General features: G+C 66.2%; 25 protein-coding genes. 12 read left to right on the forward strand and 13 right to left on the reverse strand.

The window, feature by feature from the left end; all coding sequences use genetic code 11:
• Position 1: 1 nt before the first annotated feature.
• The 6 genes from AC2FAN_RS16675 (at position 2) to AC2FAN_RS16700 (ending at position 4389) form a co-directional block, all read left to right on the forward strand.
• Positions 2-685 carry an amino acid ABC transporter permease gene (locus tag AC2FAN_RS16675; protein ID WP_265053640.1) on the forward strand — a complete coding sequence of 228 codons (684 nt, stop codon included), beginning with the start codon at positions 2-4 and terminating at the stop codon, positions 683-685.
• Between the two features lie 9 nt (positions 686-694).
• Complete coding sequence (locus AC2FAN_RS16680) at positions 695-1363, forward strand: amino acid ABC transporter permease (protein ID WP_265053639.1); 669 nt, start codon at positions 695-697, stop codon at positions 1361-1363.
• A 15-nt stretch (positions 1364-1378) separates the two neighbouring features.
• On the forward strand, positions 1379-2146 hold the full coding sequence (locus tag AC2FAN_RS16685; RefSeq protein ID WP_485175474.1) for an amino acid ABC transporter ATP-binding protein: 768 nt from the start codon (positions 1379-1381) through the stop codon (positions 2144-2146).
• A 27-nt stretch (positions 2147-2173) separates the two neighbouring features.
• Positions 2174-2962 carry a transporter substrate-binding domain-containing protein gene (locus AC2FAN_RS16690; protein ID WP_485175476.1) on the forward strand — a complete coding sequence of 263 codons (789 nt, stop codon included), beginning with the start codon at positions 2174-2176 and terminating at the stop codon, positions 2960-2962.
• 65 nt (positions 2963-3027) lie between these two features.
• Positions 3028-3474: a ribose 5-phosphate isomerase B gene (rpiB, locus tag AC2FAN_RS16695; protein WP_149128891.1), complete on the forward strand. Its 447-nt coding sequence runs from the start codon at positions 3028-3030 to the stop codon at positions 3472-3474.
• An 18-nt stretch (positions 3475-3492) separates the two neighbouring features.
• Positions 3493-4389, forward strand: coding sequence for a ribokinase (locus AC2FAN_RS16700; protein WP_265053636.1), 897 nt, complete (start codon positions 3493-3495; stop codon positions 4387-4389).
• Between the two features lie 10 nt (positions 4390-4399).
• Here the strand turns inward: AC2FAN_RS16700 and AC2FAN_RS16705 are convergent, their stop codons facing one another.
• Positions 4400-4705 carry a hypothetical protein gene (locus AC2FAN_RS16705; protein ID WP_485175479.1) on the reverse strand — a complete coding sequence of 102 codons (306 nt, stop codon included), beginning with the start codon at positions 4703-4705 and terminating at the stop codon, positions 4400-4402.
• A gap of 120 nt (positions 4706-4825) precedes the next feature.
• Here AC2FAN_RS16705 and AC2FAN_RS16710 point away from each other — a divergent pair, with 120 nt between their 5' ends.
• Both AC2FAN_RS16710 and AC2FAN_RS16715 read left to right on the forward strand, forming a co-directional pair.
• Positions 4826-4984, forward strand: coding sequence for a hypothetical protein (locus tag AC2FAN_RS16710; protein WP_265053634.1), 159 nt, complete (start codon positions 4826-4828; stop codon positions 4982-4984).
• Positions 4985-4992: 8 nt separating this feature from the next.
• Complete coding sequence (locus AC2FAN_RS16715; protein ID WP_265053633.1) at positions 4993-5205, forward strand: hypothetical protein; 213 nt, start codon at positions 4993-4995, stop codon at positions 5203-5205.
• Positions 5206-5210: 5 nt separating this feature from the next.
• Here AC2FAN_RS16715 and AC2FAN_RS16720 read toward each other — a convergent pair whose 3' ends face one another.
• The 8 genes from AC2FAN_RS16720 to AC2FAN_RS16755 all read right to left on the reverse strand — a co-directional run bounded on the left by AC2FAN_RS16720 (position 5211) and on the right by AC2FAN_RS16755 (position 13432).
• Complete coding sequence (locus AC2FAN_RS16720; RefSeq protein ID WP_476805651.1) at positions 5211-5648, reverse strand: MgtC/SapB family protein; 438 nt, start codon at positions 5646-5648, stop codon at positions 5211-5213.
• A 163-nt stretch (positions 5649-5811) separates the two neighbouring features.
• Positions 5812-6834 (reverse strand): amino acid ABC transporter substrate-binding protein, encoded by a 1023-nt coding sequence (locus tag AC2FAN_RS16725; RefSeq protein WP_485175482.1) that lies wholly within the window; start codon positions 6832-6834, stop codon positions 5812-5814.
• A gap of 95 nt (positions 6835-6929) precedes the next feature.
• Positions 6930-8114, reverse strand: a complete 1185-nt coding sequence (gene metC / locus AC2FAN_RS16730; protein WP_485175484.1) for a cystathionine beta-lyase — start codon at positions 8112-8114, stop codon at positions 6930-6932.
• 124 nt (positions 8115-8238) lie between these two features.
• Positions 8239-9117, reverse strand: coding sequence for a LysR substrate-binding domain-containing protein (locus AC2FAN_RS16735; protein WP_485175486.1), 879 nt, complete (start codon positions 9115-9117; stop codon positions 8239-8241).
• A gap of 142 nt (positions 9118-9259) precedes the next feature.
• Positions 9260-10213 carry an HAD family hydrolase gene (locus AC2FAN_RS16740; protein WP_485175691.1) on the reverse strand — a complete coding sequence of 318 codons (954 nt, stop codon included), beginning with the start codon at positions 10211-10213 and terminating at the stop codon, positions 9260-9262.
• A gap of 192 nt (positions 10214-10405) precedes the next feature.
• Entirely contained in the window at positions 10406-11473 is a 1068-nt protein-coding gene (locus AC2FAN_RS16745; RefSeq protein ID WP_476805647.1) for a histidine kinase dimerization/phosphoacceptor domain -containing protein, read from the reverse strand.
• A gap of 22 nt (positions 11474-11495) precedes the next feature.
• Complete coding sequence (locus AC2FAN_RS16750; protein WP_476805725.1) at positions 11496-11909, reverse strand: response regulator; 414 nt, start codon at positions 11907-11909, stop codon at positions 11496-11498.
• Positions 11910-11935: 26 nt separating this feature from the next.
• Complete coding sequence (locus AC2FAN_RS16755) at positions 11936-13432, reverse strand: sensor histidine kinase (protein WP_485175488.1); 1497 nt, start codon at positions 13430-13432, stop codon at positions 11936-11938.
• 252 nt (positions 13433-13684) lie between these two features.
• Between AC2FAN_RS16755 and AC2FAN_RS16760 the strand changes: the two genes are divergently transcribed.
• Entirely contained in the window at positions 13685-16234 is a 2550-nt protein-coding gene (locus tag AC2FAN_RS16760) for a bifunctional acetate--CoA ligase family protein/GNAT family N-acetyltransferase (RefSeq protein ID WP_476805645.1), read from the forward strand.
• 63 nt (positions 16235-16297) lie between these two features.
• On the opposite strand, the gene AC2FAN_RS16765 is transcribed toward AC2FAN_RS16760, so the two are convergent.
• From AC2FAN_RS16765 to AC2FAN_RS16775, 3 genes are all read right to left on the reverse strand, one after another.
• Positions 16298-16927, reverse strand: a complete 630-nt coding sequence (locus AC2FAN_RS16765; protein WP_476805644.1) for an outer membrane protein — start codon at positions 16925-16927, stop codon at positions 16298-16300.
• Positions 16928-17086: 159 nt separating this feature from the next.
• A complete protein-coding gene (locus AC2FAN_RS16770) occupies positions 17087-18451 on the reverse strand; it encodes a sensor histidine kinase (protein WP_485175490.1) in 1365 nt (454 codons plus the stop codon).
• Positions 18448-19122: a response regulator transcription factor gene (locus AC2FAN_RS16775; protein ID WP_485175492.1), complete on the reverse strand. Its 675-nt coding sequence runs from the start codon at positions 19120-19122 to the stop codon at positions 18448-18450. Before AC2FAN_RS16775 ends, AC2FAN_RS16770 begins: the two co-directional genes overlap by 4 nt.
• A gap of 359 nt (positions 19123-19481) precedes the next feature.
• Between AC2FAN_RS16775 and AC2FAN_RS16780 the strand changes: the two genes are divergently transcribed.
• Positions 19482-20456 carry an aldo/keto reductase gene (locus AC2FAN_RS16780; RefSeq protein WP_485175494.1) on the forward strand — a complete coding sequence of 325 codons (975 nt, stop codon included), beginning with the start codon at positions 19482-19484 and terminating at the stop codon, positions 20454-20456.
• Positions 20457-20489: 33 nt separating this feature from the next.
• On the opposite strand, the gene AC2FAN_RS16785 is transcribed toward AC2FAN_RS16780, so the two are convergent.
• Positions 20490-21200: a YcbK family protein gene (locus AC2FAN_RS16785; protein WP_485175496.1), complete on the reverse strand. Its 711-nt coding sequence runs from the start codon at positions 21198-21200 to the stop codon at positions 20490-20492.
• A gap of 340 nt (positions 21201-21540) precedes the next feature.
• Here AC2FAN_RS16785 and AC2FAN_RS16790 point away from each other — a divergent pair, with 340 nt between their 5' ends.
• Both AC2FAN_RS16790 and AC2FAN_RS16795 read left to right on the forward strand, forming a co-directional pair.
• The gene (locus AC2FAN_RS16790; RefSeq protein ID WP_442864984.1) at positions 21541-21921 is read left to right on the forward strand and encodes an NADH-quinone oxidoreductase subunit A; all 381 of its coding nucleotides are present in this window, start codon (positions 21541-21543) and stop codon (positions 21919-21921) included.
• 66 nt (positions 21922-21987) lie between these two features.
• On the forward strand, positions 21988-22572 hold the full coding sequence (locus AC2FAN_RS16795; RefSeq protein ID WP_265053621.1) for a NuoB/complex I 20 kDa subunit family protein: 585 nt from the start codon (positions 21988-21990) through the stop codon (positions 22570-22572).
• The last annotated feature ends 23 nt before the right edge of the window (positions 22573-22595 follow it).

The raw sequence follows: 22595 nt of genomic DNA on the forward strand, positions 1-22595 counted from the left end.
CATGGGTCTCAATCTCGACTTCTCCGTCGTTCTGGAGCGCTGGCCGCTCTTCCTCGACGGCGCGGTGATGACGCTGCAGCTCGCTTTCATGGCGATCCTGATCGGCGGCGCGATCGGCACGTTCTGTGCCATCGGCCGCGGCAGCAGCAATCGCTTCATCGCGGCGCTCTGCGCCGGCTATGTCGAGACGATCCGCAACACGCCGCTGCTCGTCCAGATCTTCCTGGTTTATTTCGGTCTCGCCAGCATCGGCCTCAAATTCTCGGCCTTCTCTGTGGCGGCGGCGGCGCTCGCGATCAATGTCGGCGCCTATACCGCCGAAATCATGCGGGCGGGTTTCGAAGCGATCCCGCCCGGCCAGATCGAGGCGGCGGAAGGTCTCGCGCTCTCGCGCTTCCAGATCTACTGGCACGTCATCCTGCTGCCGGCGGTCGAGAAGGTCTATCCGTCGCTGACCAGCCAGTTCGTGCTGCTCATGCTGGCGTCTTCCGTCACCTCGCAGATTTCGGCCGAGGAGCTGACCGCGGTCGCCAACTACGTGCAATCCGACACCTATCGCGCCTTCGAGACCTACATCCTCGTCGCGCTCGCCTATATCGCGCTCTCGCTCGTCCTGCGCGCCGGCTTCTGGGCGCTGGGGCTCGTGCTCTTCCCGCGCCGCCGGCGCCTCGGCACGTCGCTCTAGAGGTCGATGATGGGCGGCTCCCTCAACGCGAACCATCTCCTCTTCCTCGGCCAGGGCGCGCTCTGGACCATCGGGCTGTCGGCGATCGCGCTGATCGGCGGCGGTCTCGTCGGTTTCCTGATCGCGCTCGCCCGGGTCTCGCCGAGCAAGGCCGTGCGCCTGCTCAGCGGCGCCTATGTGCAATTGATCCAGGGCACGCCACTGCTGGTGATCATGTTCCTCGGCTATTTCGGGCTCTCGGCGCTCGGCTTCTCGATCACGCCGCTCTGGGCCGCCGGGGCCTCGCTGACGATTTATGTCGGCGCCTATTTCGGCGAGATCTGGCGCGGCTGCATCCAGGCCGTGCCGCGCCCGCAATGGGAGGCGGCCGAGGGGCTGGGCCTCAGCCGCACGCAGCGCATGCTCAAGGTCATCCTGCCGCAGGCCATGCGCATCGCCACGCCGCCGACCGTCGGCTTCATGGTGCAGATCATCAAGAACACCTCGCTGGCCTCGGTCGTCGGCTTCGTCGAGCTCGCCCGCTCCGGCCAGATCATCAACAACTCGCTGTTCGAGCCCTTCCTGATCTACGCGATCATCGCCCTGATCTACTTCGCGCTGTGCTTCCCGATCTCGCTCCTCAGCCGGCGCCTCGAGCGTCGCATGGGCGTGGGCCGCGCGAAGCTGATGCCGGCCTGACGAGATGTGAAAGCCATGAGCCAGGAAAATCCCATCATCGAACGCCACACCGCTGAGCGCCCCATCGTCGTCCTCGACAAGGTCCATAAGAGTTTCGGCCCGCTCAAGGTGCTGGACGGCGTCAGCTTCACCGTCGCGCGCGGCGATGTGCTGGTGCTGATCGGCCGCTCCGGCTCCGGCAAAAGCACGGCGCTGCGCTGCATCGACCGCTTCGAGAAGATCGATTCAGGCGAGATCCGCGTCTGCGAACACCGCGTCGACGCCGCCGATATCGACCTGCGCGCCCTGCGGCAAGATGTCGGCATCGTCTTCCAGAGCTACAACCTGTTTCCGCACCTGACGATCGAGCAGAACATCACGCTGGCGCCGGTCTCGGTGAAGGGCATCAAGAGGGCCGAGGCCCGCGAGCTCGCCAAGGCGATGCTCGCCAAGGTCGGGCTGTCCGAGAAGCTCGACGCCTATCCCGAGCAGCTCTCCGGCGGCCAGCAGCAGCGCGCGGCGATCGCCCGCTCGCTCGCCATGCAGCCCAAGGTGATGCTGTTCGACGAGGTCACCTCCGCGCTCGATCCGGAGCTGACCGGCGAGGTGCTCAAGGTCATCGAGCAACTCGCTGCCGATGGCATGACCATGGTCATGGTCACCCATGAGATGGGGTTTGCACGGGGCATCGCCGACCAGGCGGTGTTCATGCACGCCGGAAGGGTCCACGAGGCCGGAAGTGCCTCGATCCTTTCCGCACCGGCGACGCCGGAACTCGCCCAGTTCGTCGGAACCGGGCTCTAACAACCAAAAACGGGAAGGACACCAAGGATGAAACATTTTCTCGCCATCGCCGTGCTCGGCACGACGGCTCTCGTCGGCGCAGGCCAGGCCGCCCGCGCCGACATGCTCGACGACATCACCAAGGCCGGCAAGATCCGCATCGCGACCGATCTGGCGATCCCGCCCTCGGGCATGATCGACGGCGCCATGAAGCCGACGGGCTCGGATGTCGAGACCGCCGAGCTGCTCGCCAAGGATTGGGGCCTGCAGCTCGAATTCGTGCAGACCACGGGTGCGACCCGCATCCCCAACGTCCAGACCAACAAGGCCGACATCATCATCTCGACGCTGTCGGTCACGCCGGATCGCGCCAAGGTCATCGACTTCTCCAAGCCCTATGCGGCGCTGCAATCGGTCGTCGGCTGCCTGAAGTCGCTCGATGTGAAGGGCTGGGACGACCTGAAGGGCAAGACGATCGCCGTCTCGCGCGGCACCACGCAGGACACGACGCTGACCAATATGAAGGAACGCGACCTCAAGCTCGCCCGCTTCGAGGACGACGCGACGATGGTCACGGCCGCCATCTCCGGCCAGGCCGACTGCGTCGCGACGTCGGCGACGATCGTCTCGCAGATCGGCGTCAAGGCGCCGGCGCGCGCCTTCGAGCCCAAGGTCTCGATCACCAATTTCGACCTCGCCATCGGCGTGAAGAAGGGCGAGCCCAAGCTGCTGGAGAAGCTCGACGCCTGGGTCGAGCAGAACCTCAAGAACGGCAAGCTCAACGCGATCTACAAGAAGTTCCACGGCACCGAGCTGCCCGCGAACATGCGCGGCTGATCGCTCCTCAAGCCGGCGCCCGCCCTGGGCGCCGGCCCCTTGCTCCAACCACAACAGGAAAACCCATGCGTCTCGTCATCGGCTCCGACCATGCCGGCTGGTCCCTCAAGCAGCACGTCATCGACCACATCAAATCGCTGGGTCATGAGGTCGTCGATGTCGGCTCCCATGACGACAAGCCGGTCGATTTCCCCGATATCGCCCGCGAGGTCGCCCGCAAGGTCACCTCCGGAGAGGCCGAGCGCGGCATCATGGTCTGCGGCACCGGCGTCGGCGCCTCGATCGCCGCCAACAAGATGAAGGGCATCCGCGCCGCCGTCTGCCACGACATCCACTCCGCCCATCAGAGCGTCGAGCATGACGACGTCAACGTGATGTGCATCGGCGCCAAGATCGTCGGTCCCTGGCTCGCCAGCGACCTGATTTCGTCCTATCTCTCGGCCGAATTCTCGACCGACGAGGACTTCCGACGCCGCGTCGAGAAGCTGCATCAGATGGATGCCGAAGGCTGAGCAGAGGATGGGCGCTCTATGATCCTGGTCTTCGGATCGATCAATGTCGATCTGGTCGCGCGGGTCGCGACCATTCCGGGGCCGGGCAAGACGGTGCTCGCTCCGTCCTATGAGCGCCATTTCGGCGGCAAGGGCGCGAACCAGGCCGTCGCGGCCGCGCGCCTTGCCGCGCCCGGCCGGGTCGCGATGGCGGCCTGTGTCGGCGATGACGGCTTCGGCCGGGAGTCGATCGACAACCTCGCCGCCAACGGCGTCGGGATCGAGCTGGTCCGGGCAGACGCCTCTCCGACCGGCTGCGCCTTCATCACCGTCGATGCGCGAGCGGAGAATGCGATCACGGTTGCCAGCGGCGCCAATCTTTCGCCGAAAGCGGAGGATGTGCCGGACGCGCTGCTGACCTCCGACGCGACGCTCGTGCTGCAGATGGAAGTCCCCTTCGCGCAATCGATTGCGCTCGCACGGCGCACGCGGCAGGCCGGCGGCAGGGTCATCTGGAATTGCGCGCCTGTGCCGGACGGTTTCAGTGCGGAGGATGCCAGCGCGCTGCTTGCCGCCAGCGATGTCCTGATCGTCAACGAGCACGAGGCGGCCGACATCGCCGCCATCCTTGGCAATTCTGGCGCCGGGATCGCCGGCTTCATCACGGGAACCACGACGAGCTGCATCGTCACGGCCGGCGCCGATGGTGCCTTTGCTCACACACCCGACGGCGAGACTTTTCATGTTCCGGCGCCGCGCATCGAACCCGTCGATACGACCGGAGCCGGCGACACCTTCGTCGGTGCCGTCGCCGCTGCGCTCGACGAGGGGCTCGGCCTCCGGCAGGCGCTCGACCTCGGTTGCCGCGCCGCCGCGCTATCCTGCCTCGCCCCAGGCGCGCAGGCCGGGATGCCGCACCGAAGCGCGCTCGGCTGAAAATGACGCGCTAGGATTCCGCACGCCGCCTGCGCCTTTCCAGCCAATCCAGGATTCGGGTGACCAGCCGCGCCATCGGGCGCTGCAGGAGCGGCGTGTCCATCGCCAGCAGCAGGAGGCCCAACGGCAGCATCCAGAGCCCGAGGACCGGGAGGATCGACAGGCATCCGCCGATGATGAGCAGCGCTCCCGCAGGCAGTCGCACCCACCGCGACGCCGGGTGGCGAAGCCACCGCATCCAGGCCGCCAGACGCGGCGGCAGTTCGCGATCCAGGCGCTTGAACGCGCGCCGCAATTCTTGCTGTCCCAGGTTCATGAGGGAACGATGACGCCCGAGTGGGGCGGGAATGCAGATGGAACTCTCTCGCTGACGCATGGGAGGGATCAAAGATCGTGGGTTGCGCGTTCATCCGTCATCGAGACGAACGGTCGAACCATGACGATCGAGACGGAAGAACAGTACCGAGAGGCTGTCGAGCGATTGGAAGCCTTGGCGGAGACGCCCGACGAGGCGCGGGACGAAGCCGCATTTCTCGACCTGTCCGCCGCCATGCTGGCCTATGAGATGCGGCCGGCCTCGGTCCCGAAGGAATAGGAGGCGACATGTTTTCATTCTTCTCCTCCAACCCCTGGCGCGAAGCGAATCCCGGGCGCGCCATCGTCCGCTGCGAGGATGATTACGAGCGCGCGGTCCAGCGAGTCGCCGAACTGGGAAATCCTGCTGCCGGTTCGCCGGAGGAGCTCGAGCTGATCGGTCTCCTCGAAGCGATCGAGAAATGGGAAGCCCGCCACGACGACGATGACGACTGGTCCTAGGAGGTTCAGCCCGCGTCGCGCCCGGCCCAGCGCTCGACGGAATGGTTGATCGCCAGCAGCAGGATGGCGAGAGCCGTTGCCGAGAGGACGATCGCATGATCGCCGAGGCCGGCCGCGCAGCCCAGCGCTGCCGTGACCCAGACGGCCGCGGCTGTGGTCAGGCCCCTCGGCGCCTCATCGCCCTTCCGCAAGACGATGACGCCCGCGCCGAGGAAGCCGATACCGGTCAGCAATCCTTGCACGACCCGGCTCGCGGCGTCCGCCTCATGCGGTTCGCTGAAGATCGTGGCGGCCGCGGCCGTGCCGAGGCCGACAAGCCCGAAGGTGCGGATGCCGGCAGCCCGCTGCTTGATGGTTCGTTCCCAGCCGACGACGATGCCCGCCGCCATGCCAGCGAGCAGCCGCAGCACGAGATCGACTTCGCCCCAGACATCGAAATTCATCATCATTCTCCGCGGTTGCTCGGTGCGGAGAGTGCAACGCGCCTGGCGTGATTCCGTTCGATGGACGCTGGGAAGAGGAGCTGCGCGCGATGAAACGAGCGCCGCCTTGAGAGCGCGTTCGCTTCTCGCACCTCAGCCTGAGGCCGCCATATGCCGGCGCGCCTTACCGGAACGGCGGCGAGTATTGCAGCCCGCCTTGCGTCCAGAGTGCATTGGGGCCGCGCTGCAGCTTCATCGGCGAGCTCATGCCGAGATTGTGTTCGAAGCTCTCGCCGTAATTGCCGATCGTGGCGATGATCCGCACCGCCCAGTCGTTGGTGACGCCGAGCCCCTCGCCATATTTGCCGTCCTTGCCGAGGAAGCGGCGGATCTCCGGATTGGTCGAGGTTTCGGCGAGCTCCCTGACATTGGCCTTGGTCACGCCGAGCTCCTCGGCATTGATCAGGGCGAACAGCGTCCAGCGGACGAGATTGAACCAGCTGTCGTCGCCGCTGCGCACCCACGGGCCGAGCGGCTCCTTCGAGATCACCTCCGGCAGCACGACATGCTCTTCCGGGTCGCGGAACTTGAGCAGGTTCGCCGAGAGCGCCGAGACGTCCGTGGTGTAGGCGTCGCAGCGGCCGGACTCATAGGCCTTGAGGGCATCCTCCGCCGTGCCGAAGGCGGCGACCGCGTATTTCATCCTGGTGCGGCGGAAATAGTCGGCGAGGTTGAGCTCGCTCGTCGTGCCCTGCGCGACGCAGATCGAGGCGCCGTCGAGCTTGCTGGCGCTGGCGACGCCGAGCTTCTTTGGCACCATGAAGCCCTGGCCGTCATAGTAATTCACCCCAGTGAAGGTGACGCCCTGGCCGGTGTTGCGCGCCAGCGTCCAGGTGGTGGTGCGCGGCAGGACGTCGACCTCGCCGGCCTGCAGGGCGATCAGACGGTCCTTCGAGGTCAGCGGAACGAAGGCGGCCTTCTCCGTATCGTTGAAGAGCACAACGGCGAGCGCACGGCAGATGTCGATGTCGAAGCCCTGCCAGCGGCCGTTGGCGTCCTGCGTCGAGAAGCCGGCGACCCCGGTGCTGGTGCCGCAGATGATCTTGCCGCGGTCGCGGACCGTCTTGAGCGTGTCGGCCGATACAGCCGTCGTTGCCAGGCCCGCCGCGGCCAGAGCGATTCCAAATCCGGTGATGATGGTCTTCATCAGACTTCCCCTTTTTATGGTTGGTTTTCGACAAAGCAGTTCCTGCGCGGCGGGAACGGCCCGCCGCGTTCGCTTTCCTTTTTCTGTCGTTGGCTTCAGGCGGCGCTGGCCGCCGGCACTCTTTCCAATTTCACGAGCAGGGCATCGAGGTCGTTCCAGAGGTCGTCGGGATCCTCCAGTCCGATGCTGATGCGCAGGACCGTGCCCTCGTAGGTCCAGGGATTGACCGTGCGGTCGCCAGCCACGGCCATCGGGGCGATGAGGCTGCGCGTGCCGCCCCATGAGGCGCCGATGGCGAAGACCTTGAGCGCGGTCAGCGCCGCTTCGAGCGTTGCCTCCGCGACCGGCCTCAGCACGGCGCTGAACACGCCCGAGGAGCGGCCCATGTCGCGCTTCCAGATATCGTGGCCGGGGCAGGAGGGCAGGGCGGGATGCAGCACGGTCTCGACCGCGGGCGATTTCGTCAGCCGGCGCGCGAAATCCTCCGAGACTTTGCCCATATGGGCGACGCGCAGGCCCATGGTCTCGATGCCACGCAGAGCGAGCTGGCATTCGTCGGGCGAGACGCCGACGCCGAAGGCGCGCAGCGTCTCCTTCATCTTTTCGCGCAACGCCATGTCCTTGACCGTGACCGAGCCGAGCAGCAGGTCGGAATGGCCGCCGACATATTTGGTCAGCGCCTCGCAGGCGAAATCGGCGCCATGCTCCAGCGGCTTGAAGATCAGCGGTGTCGCCCAGGTGTTGTCGCAGCCGACCAGCGCGCCCTTTGCCTTGGCCGCTGCGACAATGGCCGGCACATCCTGCACCTCCATCGTGCCGGAGCCCGGCGACTCGACCCAGACCAGCTTGACGGTCTCGTCGATGAGATCGGCGATCCCTGAGCCGATCAGCGGATCGTAGACGCCATAGGCGATGCCGCGCGGCGCCAGATATTCGGCACAGAAGCTGCGCACCGGCGGGTAGACATGATCGGGGATCAGCACCTTGTCGCCCGGCATCAGCACCGAGAGCATGACGATGGTGACGGCAGCTTGGCCCGAGGGGACGAGCACCGTGCGCACGCCGCCATGGAGCGCGGTGAGCTGCGCCTCCAGCGTCCGGGTCGTCGGGGTGCCGTGCAGCCCATAGGTATAGCCGTCGAAGCCGCGATATTTGCGCGCGGCGAAAGTCTTGGCGTCGGGATAGACGATGGTCGAGGCGCGGTGTGTCGGCACGGCGAGGCTGGCGTAGCCGTCCTCGTTGACGCGGGGGTGGTGAACGCAAAGTGTCAGGTCGTGCATGGTCGTTTCCCTTGCCGGGCGGTGTCGTCGCGCTCTTCAAAACGCGTTCAGGCAAGGGTAGCGGCGCAGCAGCGCGTTACAATTCGAGCCAAGGCATAGCTCGATGCCGAATTATTATACCTCGTCAGCGGGCTTCCATGAGGCAGTCGATGAAATCGCGCACGAGCTGCGACTTCGGCCTGTCGGGAGGGAGAATGAGCAGGCTGCGGCTCTGCACTGCCGGTTCGAAGGGCCGCAGGACGAGGCGGCGCTGGTCATGGCCGGCGATCGCATAGGGGCTGACCAGCCCGACGCCGACGCCCTCCGACACCAACGCACAGACCGTCGCGGCGTAGATCGTCTCGACGACCACGCGGGGTGGCGCCGCGCCTGCCTCCGACATGATCATGTCGAAGCGCTGGCGCGCGCGATCCTCCGGCACATAGGCGACGAAGTCGACGCCCGACAGGTCATGCGGGCCGATCGTCTCCCGCTCCGCCAAGGGGTGGCCGAGCGGGATGGCGCAGAGAGCACGCGGCTGGACGAAGGGCTGATGCACCACGCCGGTCACATCGATCTCGTCGGCGGCGAGGCCCACGTCGAAGGTGCCGGCGGCGATGCCGTCCCTGACATCGCGCGACGGCAGGACCATGAGCGTCACCGTGGCGTCCGGGCGCAGATGGCGGAAGCGCAGCACGGCATTCGGCACGATCGAGGAACTCAGGGCCGACAGGGTGGCGACGCGCAGTTGCCCGGCGCCGTAGTCCCGGATACGGGCGGCGCTCGCCCGCAGCCTGTCCATGCCCCGGAAATTGGCTTCGACTTCCGCGAAGAAGGTTCGCCCTTCCGGCGTCGGCACGATCCGGTTGCGCACGCGGTCGAACAGCGCGAAGCCCAGCGATCTTTCGAGCTCTGCGATCAGCCGGCTGATACCGGGCTGGGTGACCCCGAGGATCTCGGCCGCGCGCGAGATGGTCCCCGCCTTCATCACGGCGGCGAAGACCTCGATCTGGCGGCTATTCATCCTGATGGCCCCGAAACTTTCGCCGAGGCCACTCTTAGCCGCATCGAGGCGCCGTCACCAAGATGCAAGGAGGTCCTGCGCCGAGGTCGACGTGCGTCCGCATCTCCATTCGGTATCGTCGCTGGACCGTTTCGGGTGGCGCTTACGGGCCGTAGACCGTCTTCCAGTCGTTCTTCATATCGACGACCAGCCAGCCCCTCGACGGAGCTTCGTCCAAGGCCTTGTCGAGCTTTCCGATATGGGATTGGCGATCATAGGCATATTCGCGCTCGGCGTCGGTGTGGTGAACGATGAGCGCGAAGCGCGGGCCGGTGTTGAGGGTCGTCCACTGCAGCATCTGCAGATCGCCGTCGGAGTTGCCGGCGGCGAAGACCGGTCGCCGGCCGATGAATTTGGCGATGCCGACGGGCTTGCCCGGGCCGTCGTCGACAAAGTCGACCTCGGGCAGCCGTTGCAGGGCCGGCTTGTCGCCGGAGAGCTCGTATTTGAGCTTGATGCTCGACCCGACGACCTGTTCGGGTGGGATGCCGTAGGCGGCCTCGACCCAGGGGCGCATGAACTCCAGCCCGCCGCCGGACACGATATAGGTCTTGAAGCCGTTTGCCCTGAGATAGGCGAGCAGCTCGACCATCGGCTTGTAGACGAGCTGGTTGTAGGGCCGGTTGAACTTCGGATGCCTTGCGTTCGCCATCCACTCCCTGACGATCCGCTCGAACTCGGCGCTGTCCATGCCGGCATGGGTCGCCATGAGGAGTTCTTCGATGCCCTTGACGCCGGTGGCGGCGACTCCCTTCAGATCCCCGGCAAGCAGCGACTTGAAGGGCTCCTGCGTCTGCCATTCCGGCTTGCCGGGCGCCAGCGCCTTGACCCGGTCGACCAGGAACATGCCCTGGAAGTAGTTCGGCTGCTCCGACCAGAGCGTTCCGTCATTGTCGAAGGTCGCGATGCGCTCTGCCACCGGAACGAAGTCCGGGCCGCCTTCCTTGGTGACCTTCTCGACGAAGGCCTTGATCGCCTGCTTGGCGCTGCCCTCGTTCCAGGATGGAAGCGGATCGGCCTGCGCCGCGACGGGGCCGACGCCGAAGGCAAGCCCCATGGACACGAAAGCGGCTGCGGCAAGGGTTTTCCGTCTCGTGACGGGCACTGGAGATGAGACGGATTGATCCATGATGTGCCTCGCCGCATGTGTCATCGCGACGGACATCGAACTACATCCGGCTCTGGTCAGAAAGCTTGTAACTGTTACGGAGCGCTTGAGGGCTTGCCCCCGCTTGGGACAGCCGTCCGCTCAATCCGCTTCGGCGGGGGCAGGGGCAATCTCGGCCAGCGACAGCTCCATGACGGCCTGCGTGCCGCGGCCGCCGGTGTCGTCGTAGCGAAGCTCGGTGCCCAGGCTTTTCGCCATCGCGCGGACGATCTTGCTGCCGAGACCCGTTCCCTTCACCGTGCCCGAGCCGTTCCAGCCGATCCCGTCATCGAGCACCTTCAGCGTGGCTCTGTCAGCCGTGGAGGACAGGCTCACGCGCACTTCGCCCTCGCCGTTCGGATAGGCGTATTTGAGCGCATTGGTGACGAGCTCGGTCGCGATCAGCCCGATCGAGATCGCCTTGTCGGTCTTCACCAGCACCGGCTCGGCGTCGAACCGGATGGTCGGCATCTGGCCGGAGCTGCCCAGCGACTGGGCGAATTCGTCAAGCAACGAACGGAGATAGCCGGCGAGATCGACCGCCCGGACATCATCCGAGGTGTAGAGGCTGCGGTGCAGGTTGCCGATCGCGGTGATGCGAGCCTGCGTCTCGGCGAGGGCGGCCTTGGCGCCGGGGTCCTCCACGGAATTGGCCTGCATCCTGACGAGCGAGCCGACGAGCGACAGGCTGTTGGCGACGCGATGGTTGACCTCGGCCAGCAGCATGACGGCGCGGTCACGCGCCGCGCGGACATCCCGCTCGGCCTGCTCGCGCGCCCGCGTCAGGCGGGCCTTGGCGACGGCATGCTCCAGCGCCGAGGTCAGCAGGATCTCGAAATCCTCGCCGACCGTCTTGACGACGTAGTCCATCGCGCCCGCCTTCAGGGCGGTGACAGCGATCGACAGCTCCGAAGATGCCGTCACATAGATCACGGGCAGGGGGGCTTCGCTGGTCGCGAGTGCCGCCAGAACGTCGAGGCCCGAGGCCGTGCCGAGGTCGTGGTCGAGGATGACCACGTCCAGCTCTCCTGCAGCGGCGCGAGCAAGGCCGGCCTCGGCGGTCTCGACATGCTCGACGACGTAGCTATGGCGCGCCAGCATGCGCTGCACGAGCCGTCCGAGCGTGGCGTCGTCGTCGATATACAGAACGTTGATGGGCCGATTCGGCATCAGCAGCGGCCACGCAAGGTGGTCATGGTGTTTCCGGGACCTGAATGACGGCGAAAAACAGCCCGAGCTGGCGGATCGCATGGGCGAAGCCGTCATAGTCGACGGGCTTGGTGATGTAGACGTTGGCGCCGAGATCGTAGCAGCGCTGGATTTCGCGGCTGTCGTCCGTCGTTGTCAGCACGACGACGGGGGAGCGCTTGGTGTGGATGTTCGCCTTGACCTTCTCCAGGATGTCGACGCCGCCCATGTCGGGCAGGTTCAGGTCGAGCAGGATCAGCAACTGGCGGCCGGCGCTGACGCTGCCGGAGCCGTCCGGACCCAGCAGATAATTCAGCGCATCCGTTCCGTTGGCGAAGGGGATGATCTCGTTGCTGACCCCCGCACGGCGAATGTTCTTCTCGATGAGGCGGGCATGGCCCTCGTCATCCTCGATCATGACGATCGATACGGGTTTTCCGTTGGTCACGCTTCGGCACTCCGTTTGTAGGCCGCAAGGTCCGGCGGCAGGGTGACCGTAAAGGTCGTGCCCTTTCCAAGTTCTGAGCGCACGCCGATGTCGCCGCCCAGATTGCGCACCAACGTCCGCACATGGGCGAGGCCGATTCCCTCGCCGGCGGTGTTCTGGACGCCGGACCGGCGGAACAGCTCGAAAATGCGCTCGCGGTCGCTGGCCGCGATGCCGCGGCCATTGTCCTCGATCTCGATTCTGACCCAGCCGCCGCGCTCGCGCCGCGTCCGGACGGATATCTGGATCGGCCGCTCCGGCGCCCGATACTTGATGGCGTTGTCGAGGAGATTGCCCATGATCTGGTCGAGCGAAAGGCGGTCGCTGACGATGCGCGGCGCCTGGGAGTCGATCGTGATTCCGCCGCCGTCCTCGTCGCTCGCCTGGTGATGGACCGCTGCGGCTGCGGCCTCGATCAGCGCCGTAAGATCGACGCTCTCGATACGCAGCTCCCTGCGCCCTTCGCGCGAGATCTTGAGGATGGCGTTGATCAGCCCGTCCATCTTGCGGGTCGAGGACCGGATGAAGCCGATCGCCTCGGTCACGTCGACGCGCAGCGCTTCCTCGGCTTCGGCCTTCTGCTCGGGCGAGGCGGCTGGGCCGGCGGCGACATAGGTGTCGATCGGCTTGAACATCGCCTCCAGCTCGCTGGTGAAGCCCATGATGTTGACGAGCGGCGCCCGCAGGTCATGCGTCACGATGTAGGCGAAGCGCTGGACCTCCTCATTCGCCTTCACGAGCGCATCGGTTCGCTGGCGGACCCGCTCCTCCAGGCCGACATTGAGTGTCTCGACCTCGCGGCGGGTGGCGACCAGCTCGCGCGTGTAGCTGATGATCGTCCAGCTTGCCGCGCCTGCCATCGCCAGGATCAGGATGGCGCCGATGATCGTCGTCCAGCGCAGCCGGGTGGAGGCCGTGATCTGGGCGTCCATCGCCTCCCGCAGTTCCGCTTCGGACTTGTTCAGGATCGCCGCGAGGTCAGTCCGGATCTCGTCCATCAGCTGCTTGCCGGCTCCGGTTCCGACCACGGCGAGTGCCGCTTCGAAATCGCCGTTGCGCGCCGGCGCGAGCGTCGATGCGAGCTCCGCCATCTTCTGGTCGAGGCGGCTCGACAGCCGCTTTACGTTCGGCTCGACCTCGCGCAGGTTTGCAACCGCCCGTTCAAGCCGCGCCTTGTTATCCGGCAGATTGGCGACTGCAGCCGTATAGGGCTCGAGATAACTCTCGTCGCGGGTGAGCAGATAGCCGCGTTGTCCCGTCTCGGCATCCTGAACGCGCGAAAGCAGATCGGCAGAAGCGCTGCGAACCGCGCGCGCCGCCGTGACCTCGCCGAAATAGCGCTCGCTGGCGGTCGTAAGCCACAGCGAGGTCGAAACGATGATGACCAGTACGGCGATGCCGACGGCCAACAGAAAGGCGTTCGAGCGTCGGAAGAACGCCTGGGAAATCGGCATCGAGCAAACCAGTGGGGGATCGTTCCGGTGTCTTGGCCAATTGCGCAGCGCAGGGCAATAGCAAATGACATTGCGCAGACGGACCCGGCGTGCAGCGCAGAATGCGCGGGGCCGATTCTGCGGGCGATGCGTCGTCTCGCCCTCGTCAGCGACGAAAACAGCTCCGGTTCGCATGGAATCAGTTGAGAACGGCTTGGCCGAACCGGCCGGGATCGTGTCAGATGGCGGAACCGCAACGGACGTGGCCGACCGATGACGCTCGCCTTGATCAAGCGCCTTCTCGAGCCCGCCACGACGACCGTGATCGGCGGGTCTGCCGAAACGGATGAGCTGGCGAGGCAAATCCGTGCCGGGGGATATCGCGGCAATCTGGTCGTGCTCGCGGGGGTGGACGAGCTGCCATCGATGCCCCCGACCGATCTCGTCATCGCCTCCAGCGAGGCTGCGGAGAGGACCTTGGCCGCGGCGACACAACGCGGATGCGCTGGTTTGCTTGTACCAGACGGGGAGGCTGCCGACCGCGCCCGCCTGCGCGTGGCCGCCCGCGCGGCCGGCATGAGACTGGTCGGGCCGTCATCTCTCGGCATCGCCGCGCCGCGCCTCGGCCTCAACGCGACCGCGGTGCCCGTACAGCTTTCCGCGGGAACGCTCGCGCTGGTCGCGCAGTCCAACTCCGTGGCTGCGGGCATCCTGGCCTGGGCCGCGCGGCGCGAGATCGGCCTGTCCGGAGCCGTGGTGGTGGGCGAGGGGGCCGATGTCGATATCGCCGACTGCCTCGATCATTTCGCGGCGGATCCGGTGACGCGCACCATCCTGCTGGCCATCGACGACGTCACCGATGCCGGGCGCTTCCTGTCCTCGGCGCGGGCTGCCGCGCGAATCAAGCCCGTGCTCGTGCTGCGACCGCCGCGCCTGGAGGTTGCGTCGTCTGCCCTGACCCATGCCGGGTTGATCGTCACGAGCGATGGCGCGCATGACGCGGCCTTTCATCGGGCCGGACTGCTGCGTGTGAACGATCTCGACGAGCTCTTCGCGGCGGCGGAGACGCTCGGGCGTACGCGTGCGGCCGCTGCCGGCCGGCTCGCCATCGTGAGCAACGGCGAAGGACTTGCAGCCCTCGCCGCCGGCCGATTCCGTCAGGCCGGAGGCGCGCAGCTACCGCGCGCGGAGCCCGAGATCGTCCGCAGCGCGCAGGATTATCACGACGCGGTCTCTCGCCTGCTGGCGGAAGAGACGGTCGATGCGGTGCTCGCGCTCAACGCGCCGGTTGCTCCCGCCGATCCGCTGGATTGCGCCCGCGCGGTCGCCAGCGCTCGCGGCACCTCTCGGACCAAACCCGTCCTCGCGGCATGGATCGGCGCGGGCGAAAGCGCTGCAGCGATCTTCGCCGCAGCCGGGATTCCCTCATTCTCCACGGAACAGGAAGCAGTGGTGGGGTTCCAGCATCTCACCCGCCACGCCCGGCTGATCAAGGAGCTGATGGCGACTCCGCCATCGATCGACGAACAATATCTGCCCGATGTCGCCGCCGCGGAGGCGATCATCGAGCGGGCGCTCGGAGAACATCGGAGCTGGCTCGAACCGGACGAGGTCGCGCGGCTGCTCACGCTGTTCCGGATTCCCATGCTCGATCTCGTCATTGCTCCGGATGTCGAGGCGGCCGTCGCGGCGGCAGAGGTGCAATTCGGTGCAGGGCGGACGGTCGCTCTCAAGATCGTCTCTCCCGACATTCCGCATAAATCCGATATCGGCGGCGTCGAACTGGACCTGGCCAATGTCGGCGCGGTCCGTGCGGCCGCAGAGAATATGACAGAGCGTCTCCGCCGGCTGCGACCGGAGGCTGACTTGGCCGGCTTCATGGTGCAGCCGATGGCCCATCGCGCCAAGGCACGGGAGCTGATCGCCGGCTTCGCCACGGATGCCTGCTTCGGGCCGGTGATCGTCTTCGGCCGTGGCGGCACGGCGGCCGAGCTGATCGCCGATACGCATGTCGCGCTGCCGCCGCTTGATCTCGCTTCGGCCGAGAGCCTGATCTCGCGCACGCGGGTTTCGCGCATCCTGGCGGCCTATCGCGACGTGCCTGCCGCTGACCGGCGGGCGGTCGCCACCGTGCTGGTCGCGCTGGGGCAGATGGCGTCCGAGCTGCCGCAGATTCGGGAGCTCGATCTCAACCCGGTGCTTGCCGATGCGAACGGCGCCATCGCGGTCGATGCCCGCATCGCGCTCGAACCAGACCCCACACGCCGCCGCCGCCCGGCGATCCGTCCGTATCCTGCCGCCTGGACAAGGCGGCTGATGCTGGGTGACCGCAGCTTTTCGGTGCGCCCGATCAAGCCGGAGGACGAACTCCTGATCGGCGCGATGCTGAACCGGGTCACCCCGGAGGACCTGAGGCTACGGTTCTTCGCGCCGCTGAAATCCTTCAGCCACACGTTCCTGGCGCGCCTGACCCAGCTCGACTATGCGCGGGAAATGGCGTTCCTCGCCATCGAGGACGAGAACGGCGAGGCGGCCGGCGCGGTCCGGCTGCATGCCGACCCCGGTCATGTCGAGGCCGAATACGCGATCCTGCTTCGCTCGGACCTGAAAGGCATGGGCCTCGGCCGCGCATTGATGCTGTTGATGATCGACTGGGCCAGAGCCGAAGGCATCCGGCGCGTTCATAGCCAGGTGCTGGCGGAGAACGGGCCGATGCTGACGCTCTGCCAGAGCCTCGGCTTCGAGATCGCCTTCGACCCGGATGACATATCGGTCAAGCGCGTCACCCTGCGCCTGGATACGCCCGGTCGTTCCGATGGGTGAAAGCCTGTCAGCCTGAGCCTATCGCTTCGCCCCTCCTCGGGAGGAGGGGCCGAGTTCCGGACATCAGAAGCGATAGTTGAGGCCCGCCTTGAGCACATGGCCGCCATTGGAGCCTTCCGAACGGCCGAAGGGCAGGATCGCCTTGACCCCGTTCGAGCTGACGTAGTTGTACTCGGCCTTTGCCGAAAGACCGCCCGCAAAGGCCTGCTCGAGACCGGCGCCGACGAGATAGCCGCCTTTCCACCCGTCCGAGACGCCGGAGCCGCTCGGCGCTTCGAACTCCGTCATGGCATAGCCGGCCGTGGCGTAGAGCAAGGTTCGATCGAAGCTGAGACCGAGCCGCCCCTTGCCGGCAATGCGCCAGTTCTGCTCGACGCGGGCTCCGTCGATGAGCCGCTCGGAGCCGCCCATGTACGAGCCCTCGACCTCGACGCCCGCGACGGCCGGACCGAACTGCATGTTGTAGCCGCCCTGAAGACCGCCGACGAAGCCGTTGCGGTCGGACGAGAAGCTGAAGCTCTTGCCGAAGGCGAGGCCGCCATGGGCGCCGAGATAGAAGCCCTGCCAGCGATAGGCGGGTTGCTCATAGTATTCCGCGGGCGGGTTTTGATAACGGCCGCGAAAATCGGCGGCGCTGGCCGTCAGCGGCAACAGGCCGCCGACCATGGCGAAGGCAAACAGGGAACGAAACATCGAACTCTCCATGACGATCCCGGCGCGTGGAGGAGATATGTTTACGCGCCGTCGATGCATTCATGGTCGAGCCGCTGCATTGCAGCTAAATTGGACGCCCTGAGTATTTACATGATTATTGTGAATTTATTTTAGATAAAATGCCGTTCTTGTTAGTATTTATTTAGTCTTTTGTTTTGTCGCGTCGACGAGAGGCAGTGTCAACCTGAAGCATGCTCCACCGAGCGGGCTTTCGACGACCGAAACCTGGCCTGCATGCCGATGCACGATCTCGCGGACGAGGTTGAGTCCCAGCCCGGCGCCATGGTCGCGTGGCTGCAGGCGGTGAAACGGTTCGAAGATCGCGTCGCGTTCAGCTTCCGGAACGCCTGGCCCCTCGTCCATGACTTCGACGGTGCCGGCGGCTTCGACATTCACGAGGATCCGGCCGCGGCCGCCGCCATGCTCGATCGCATTCTGGATCAGGTTGGTGACGACGCGCTCGAGAGAGCCTGAATCGCCTTCGACGACAACGGGGGCATCGGCCCCTTCGAGGGAGAGTTCGTAGCCGCCGGCGATCGCCAGCGGGGCGAGGTCGGCGACGACGGTTCGGCACAAGGCCACGAGATCGAGATGGCGAAAGCGCGTCTCGTCATGGCTGAGGCGCTGCATGTCCAGCAACTGTTCGGCAAGGCCGGTGATCCGGGCCGTATCCGTCTGCAATTTCGTCCTGAGCGCGTCCGGGGGCATCGAGTCCAGCCGGGTCTGCAGAATGGCGATCGGGGTCCTCAGTTCGTGGGCGGCATCGAGGATGAAGCGGCGCTGGCGCTCGTAGCCCTCGTCGAGCCGCTGCAATGCGCCGTTGATCGCGCTGACCAGAGGGTGGATTTCCGTCGGCACGTCGGCCCTGGGCAGACGATAGCCACGCCGGTCGACATCGATGAACTCGGCCGCCTTCGCAACCACGGCGACGCGGGAGAATGCGCGGCTGACGATCCAGGGGATGACGATGACCGTCACGATCACGAGGAGGATGAGGATCGGGATCATCAGCAGATTCGACAGGAGCAGGACGGCAAAAGTCATGCTGAAGACAGGGCCTTTGCCGATCACCGTGAAGTCGCCGGCCGGCCCGGAGGCGCGCCGCGCCACGGCGAGATAGGTGAAGGGCGGCTGGCTGTCGCGAATGTCGACGAAGTAAATGCTGTCGAGGTGGCGCGCCATCGTCCGGTAGATCGCCGGGACGTCTCCGGTCTCGACGATTTCTCCACGGCTGCTGCGTGCCACGAACCAGAAGTCCGGCGCCGTGCGGCGCAGCTCGACCAGTTCCCCGGTTTCCTGCAGGCGCAGGGTGCCGTCCGGTTCACGCACGATCGCCCGGGCTGCCGCCTCGGCGAATTGGGGATTGATCAGGAACACGCCTTCGCCGACCTGCAGGATGTAGGCGACGAAGGCGGTGCCGAAGGCGAACAGCACGGCGATCTGGAACAGCAGGAGCTGGACGATCAGCCTGCGGCGCAGCGAGCGCGGCCAGCCCAGTTTCATGCGCAGGGCCGCAGCAGGTATCCGACGCCGCGGATGCCGTGGATCTCGACGCCGGCTTCCGCGTCGGCGAGCTTCTTGCGCAGGCGAGAGATGTGCGAATCCAAGGCGTTGGAGGCGATTTCGTCGTCGTAGCTGTAGACCGCGTCCTCGAGCGCGCTGCGCAGCACGGTGCGCCCCTGGCGGCGCACCAGCGCCTCGAGCGCAAGCAATTCCCGGCGCCGCAGATCGAGCGGCGTCTCGCCGATCCGCGCTTCGCGCCCGTCGAGATCGAAGACGAGCCGGCCGATCCGGATATGCATGGGCTGGCGTTGCGCCGGCCGCCTGAGCACCGCACGGATACGGGCGAGCAGTTCCTCCACGGCGAATGGCTTGGCGATGTAGTCGTCCGCGCCGTGATCGAGCCCGTCGACACGTTCCGGCAGGGAGCCACGCGCTGTCAGGACGATGACCGGCACGTTGCTGGCGCGCGCTCTCACATGCCGGATGAGGCCGATGCCATCGCCATCCGGGAGTTGGCGGTCGAGTATCACGACGTCATGAACCCGGTCGTCGACCGCCGCCATGGCGAGACCCAACGTCGCGACATGGTCGATCACGGCGTCATGCCGTTGGAGCGCAGCCGTCAAGGCGGCCGCCAACTCCGGTTCGTCTTCCACCAGCAGCAGGCGCATCAGGTACCCATAAACCGAAACGATCTCGTCTCGACAATCTCTCCCTTAGCTTGTGCGAACATTACGGCGGGAAAGATATGAGGCCCGGCGTCATCGCGGACGCTGGGGTTGGCTAAGAGAGGATGATGCCGAGAGAGGCTTTACCTCGGGCATTTTTGCTTGCTGAAAGCGCCTTGCTCCGCAAAGGTAATCGGAGTCTTGAGCCGTTTCATTGGAGAATGGATGACGATGATCCGGGGTGTGGCGCTGCTGGCGGATGTTTCGGCCATCGCATCGGCGGCACTGCCGAAGCTCCCGGTAGAGGCGCAATGACCGAGAGCCCCGCTAGCACCGTTCCTCTCGGACGGCCGATCGCCGGGATGACGCCCAGCCTCATCGGCTTCGGCGGTGCGCCGCTTGGCGATCTCTATGCCCATCTTGACGAGGCCACGGCACAGGCGACGGTCGCTGCCGCGCTCGCGGCGGGTATCAATCTCGTCGACACCTCGCCGCTCTACGGGCACGGCCTGTCTGAACACCGCATCGGCGCGGCGCTGCGCACGGTTCCGCGCGAGAGCGTCATCCTCTCGACCAAGGTCGGGCGCTGGATGCAGCCCGGCGGGCCGAAGCATGACGGTTCGGGCTATCGCGGCGGCCTGCCGCATCCGGCCGTGATCGACTACTCCTATGATGGTGCGATGCGCTCGCTGGAGCAGTCGCTCCTGCGGCTCGGCACCGACCATGTCGACATCCTGCTGATCCACGACGTCGATGTCTGGACGCATGGCGACATGATGGAGCAGCGCTTCGCCGAGGCGATGGGCGGCGCCTACAAGGCGCTGGAAAAGCTGCGCGCGACAGGCGCGGTCAAGGCCATCGGAGTCGGCGTCAACGAAGCCGAGATGTGCGAGCGTTTCGCCCGCGCCGGGGATTTCGACGTGATGATGCTGGCGGGGCGCTACACGCTGCTGGAGCAGGGCGCGCTCGATAGCTTCCTGCCGCTGGCTCTGGAAAAGAAGATCGCCGTGATGCTGGCCGGCGTCTTCAATTCGGGCATCCTCGCCACCGGAGCCCGCGAAGGGGCCTACTATAACTATCAGCCGGCGCCGCCCGCGATCCTCGCCAGAGTCGCCCGGATCGAGGCGGTCTGCGCCGCGCATGGTGTGGCGCTGCCGCAAGCGGCTCTCGCTTTCGCCGCTGCCCATCCGGCCGTCGCCAGCATCGTGCTCGGCGCCGTGACGCCCGGCGAGATCGCACGCAATCTCGATCTGGTCACCATGCCGGTGCCGGCCGGCCTGTGGAGCGATCTCAAGACCGAAGGGCTGGTCCCCGGCCATGCGCCGCTGCCGATATGACCGGAGTGGAGCGCTGAAGCGCGCCGTCGCTCGCTACCAGGGCCGGCGCGGGCCGGTGTCGATGTGGATCAGCCCGTTCCAGTAGACATGATGACCACCGACCTCCGGCAGGTTGCGGGCCCATTCCAGCACGACGCGCGGCCGCACGCCCGGGACGCGGAAGTCCATGGCCTGGCAGCCCTTGTGATAGGAGCCGCGTCTCGCCCGCCAGGGCGGCCGCCAGGTCGAGGTCACCTTCACCGCGCCGTAGCGGTCGACGATCTTCACGAGGATCTGCTTCAGCGGGGCGGGCAGGCAGGCGATCGAGGTGCCCGGATCGGTCGAGACACCCGGCCGCTCGGGCTTCTCGTTCGGGTCGAAATCGGGCTCGGCGCCGGCCTTCTGTCCAGGCGTGAGCTTCGGCCATTCTACGCCCTCGTCGTCGTCCGGCTCGCCGGGCGCGGGCAGGGTGCCTTCGGCGGGCGGTGTCGCCGATGCGGGGGGGGCGCCTGGAGTCTCTGTCGACGGCGCGGCAGGCGGGGTGTCCTGAGCCGCGCTGCGAGTCGAAGGGGCCGTCGTGGTGGGCGCTGCCGATGGCACGACGATATCCGGCAGCTTCGGCGTGCCTTCCAGATCGAGATCGAAGGGACGCTGCGGCGGCAGCGGCGCGCGCACGCGCTCGCCGTCCTGGGCAATGGCCGTCGTCGTGGAGAGCAGGACGAAGAGCGCGGGGGCTAGACGGGCGCGCAGGCAGGCAGGGTTCATTATGCCGCCGGTGCCTGTGGGAGTTCAGGTTCGGGGGCGGGCGGAAAAGGTCGAAACATCGAAGGCCTTTCGGAAGGCAACACCCGCCGGGCCGCAACGATTCGGCACGGTGAACGGATTGGTGCCATCCTCGCGGAGCTGCAAATACGCGTTTCGAGCCGATTTTCGCCCCGGATATCCGAAGCGCTGCCCGAGCGCCTGCGAATTCTGCCCCATTCTGCGCTGCATTCAACCCACTCGCGCAATTGTGCGGCGCGGCGGAGTCTTGCTTCATTCTAATCGAGGGTCTAAGCGACTGGGACAGCGCGTCGCCCCGCGGCCGTCTGAAGTGAGTCCGACCATGCAAGCTGTTCCGGTGCCATCCATCCTGAGTGACTACCTGCCGCTGGTGCTGTTCATCGGCGTCTCGGCGGTCATCGGCCTGGCCCTGCTGATCGCCCCATTCGCGATCGCCTATTCGAAGCCGGACGCGGAAAAGCTCTCGGCCTACGAATGCGGCTTCAACGCCTTCGACGATGCGCGCATGAAGTTCGACGTCCGGTTCTATCTGGTCGCGATTTTGTTCATCATCTTCGATCTGGAAGTCGCTTTCCTGTTCCCTTGGGCCGTCGCCTTCGGCACCCTCGGCTGGTATGGTTTCTGGTCGATGATGGTGTTCCTCGGCGTCCTGACCGTGGGCTTCGTCTACGAGTGGCGCAAGGGCGCGCTGGAGTGGGACTGACTGTCCGGTCGCGAGGCGGCGTTCCGCTTCCTATCTGACAGGCTGAAGGTCACGAGGATTTAGTTCATGGCAATCACAGCGATCGATCGCGGCGACCCGCTCGTCGCGCCGGCACCGAGGGGGCTGCTCGGCCCCGACGGCAAGCCCATGGGCACGCGTGACCCGTTCTTCGTCGAGATCAACAACGAGCTTGCCGACAAGGGCTTCCTCGTCACCGCGACCGACGATCTGATCAACTGGGCCCGCACCGGCTCGCTGATGTGGATGACGTTCGGCCTGGCATGCTGCGCCGTCGAGATGATGCAGCTCTCGATGCCGCGCTACGACGTCGAGCGCTTCGGCTTCGCGCCGCGTGCCTCTCCGCGCCAGTCCGACGTGATGATCGTGGCGGGCACGCTGACCAACAAGATGGCTCCGGCCCTGCGCAAGGTCTACGACCAGATGCCGGAGCCGCGCTACGTCATCTCGATGGGCTCCTGCGCCAATGGCGGCGGCTACTATCACTACAGCTATTCGGTGGTGCGCGGTTGCGACCGCATCGTCCCGATCGACATCTATGTCCCGGGCTGCCCGCCGACGGCCGAGGCGCTGCTCTACGGCGTGCTGCTGCTGCAGAAGAAGATCCGGCGCACCGGCACGATCGAGCGCTGAGCGCTCTTTCGGTCGATGCTGCA

Source organism: Allobosea sp. RIT-PG3_2, assembly GCF_057321085.1.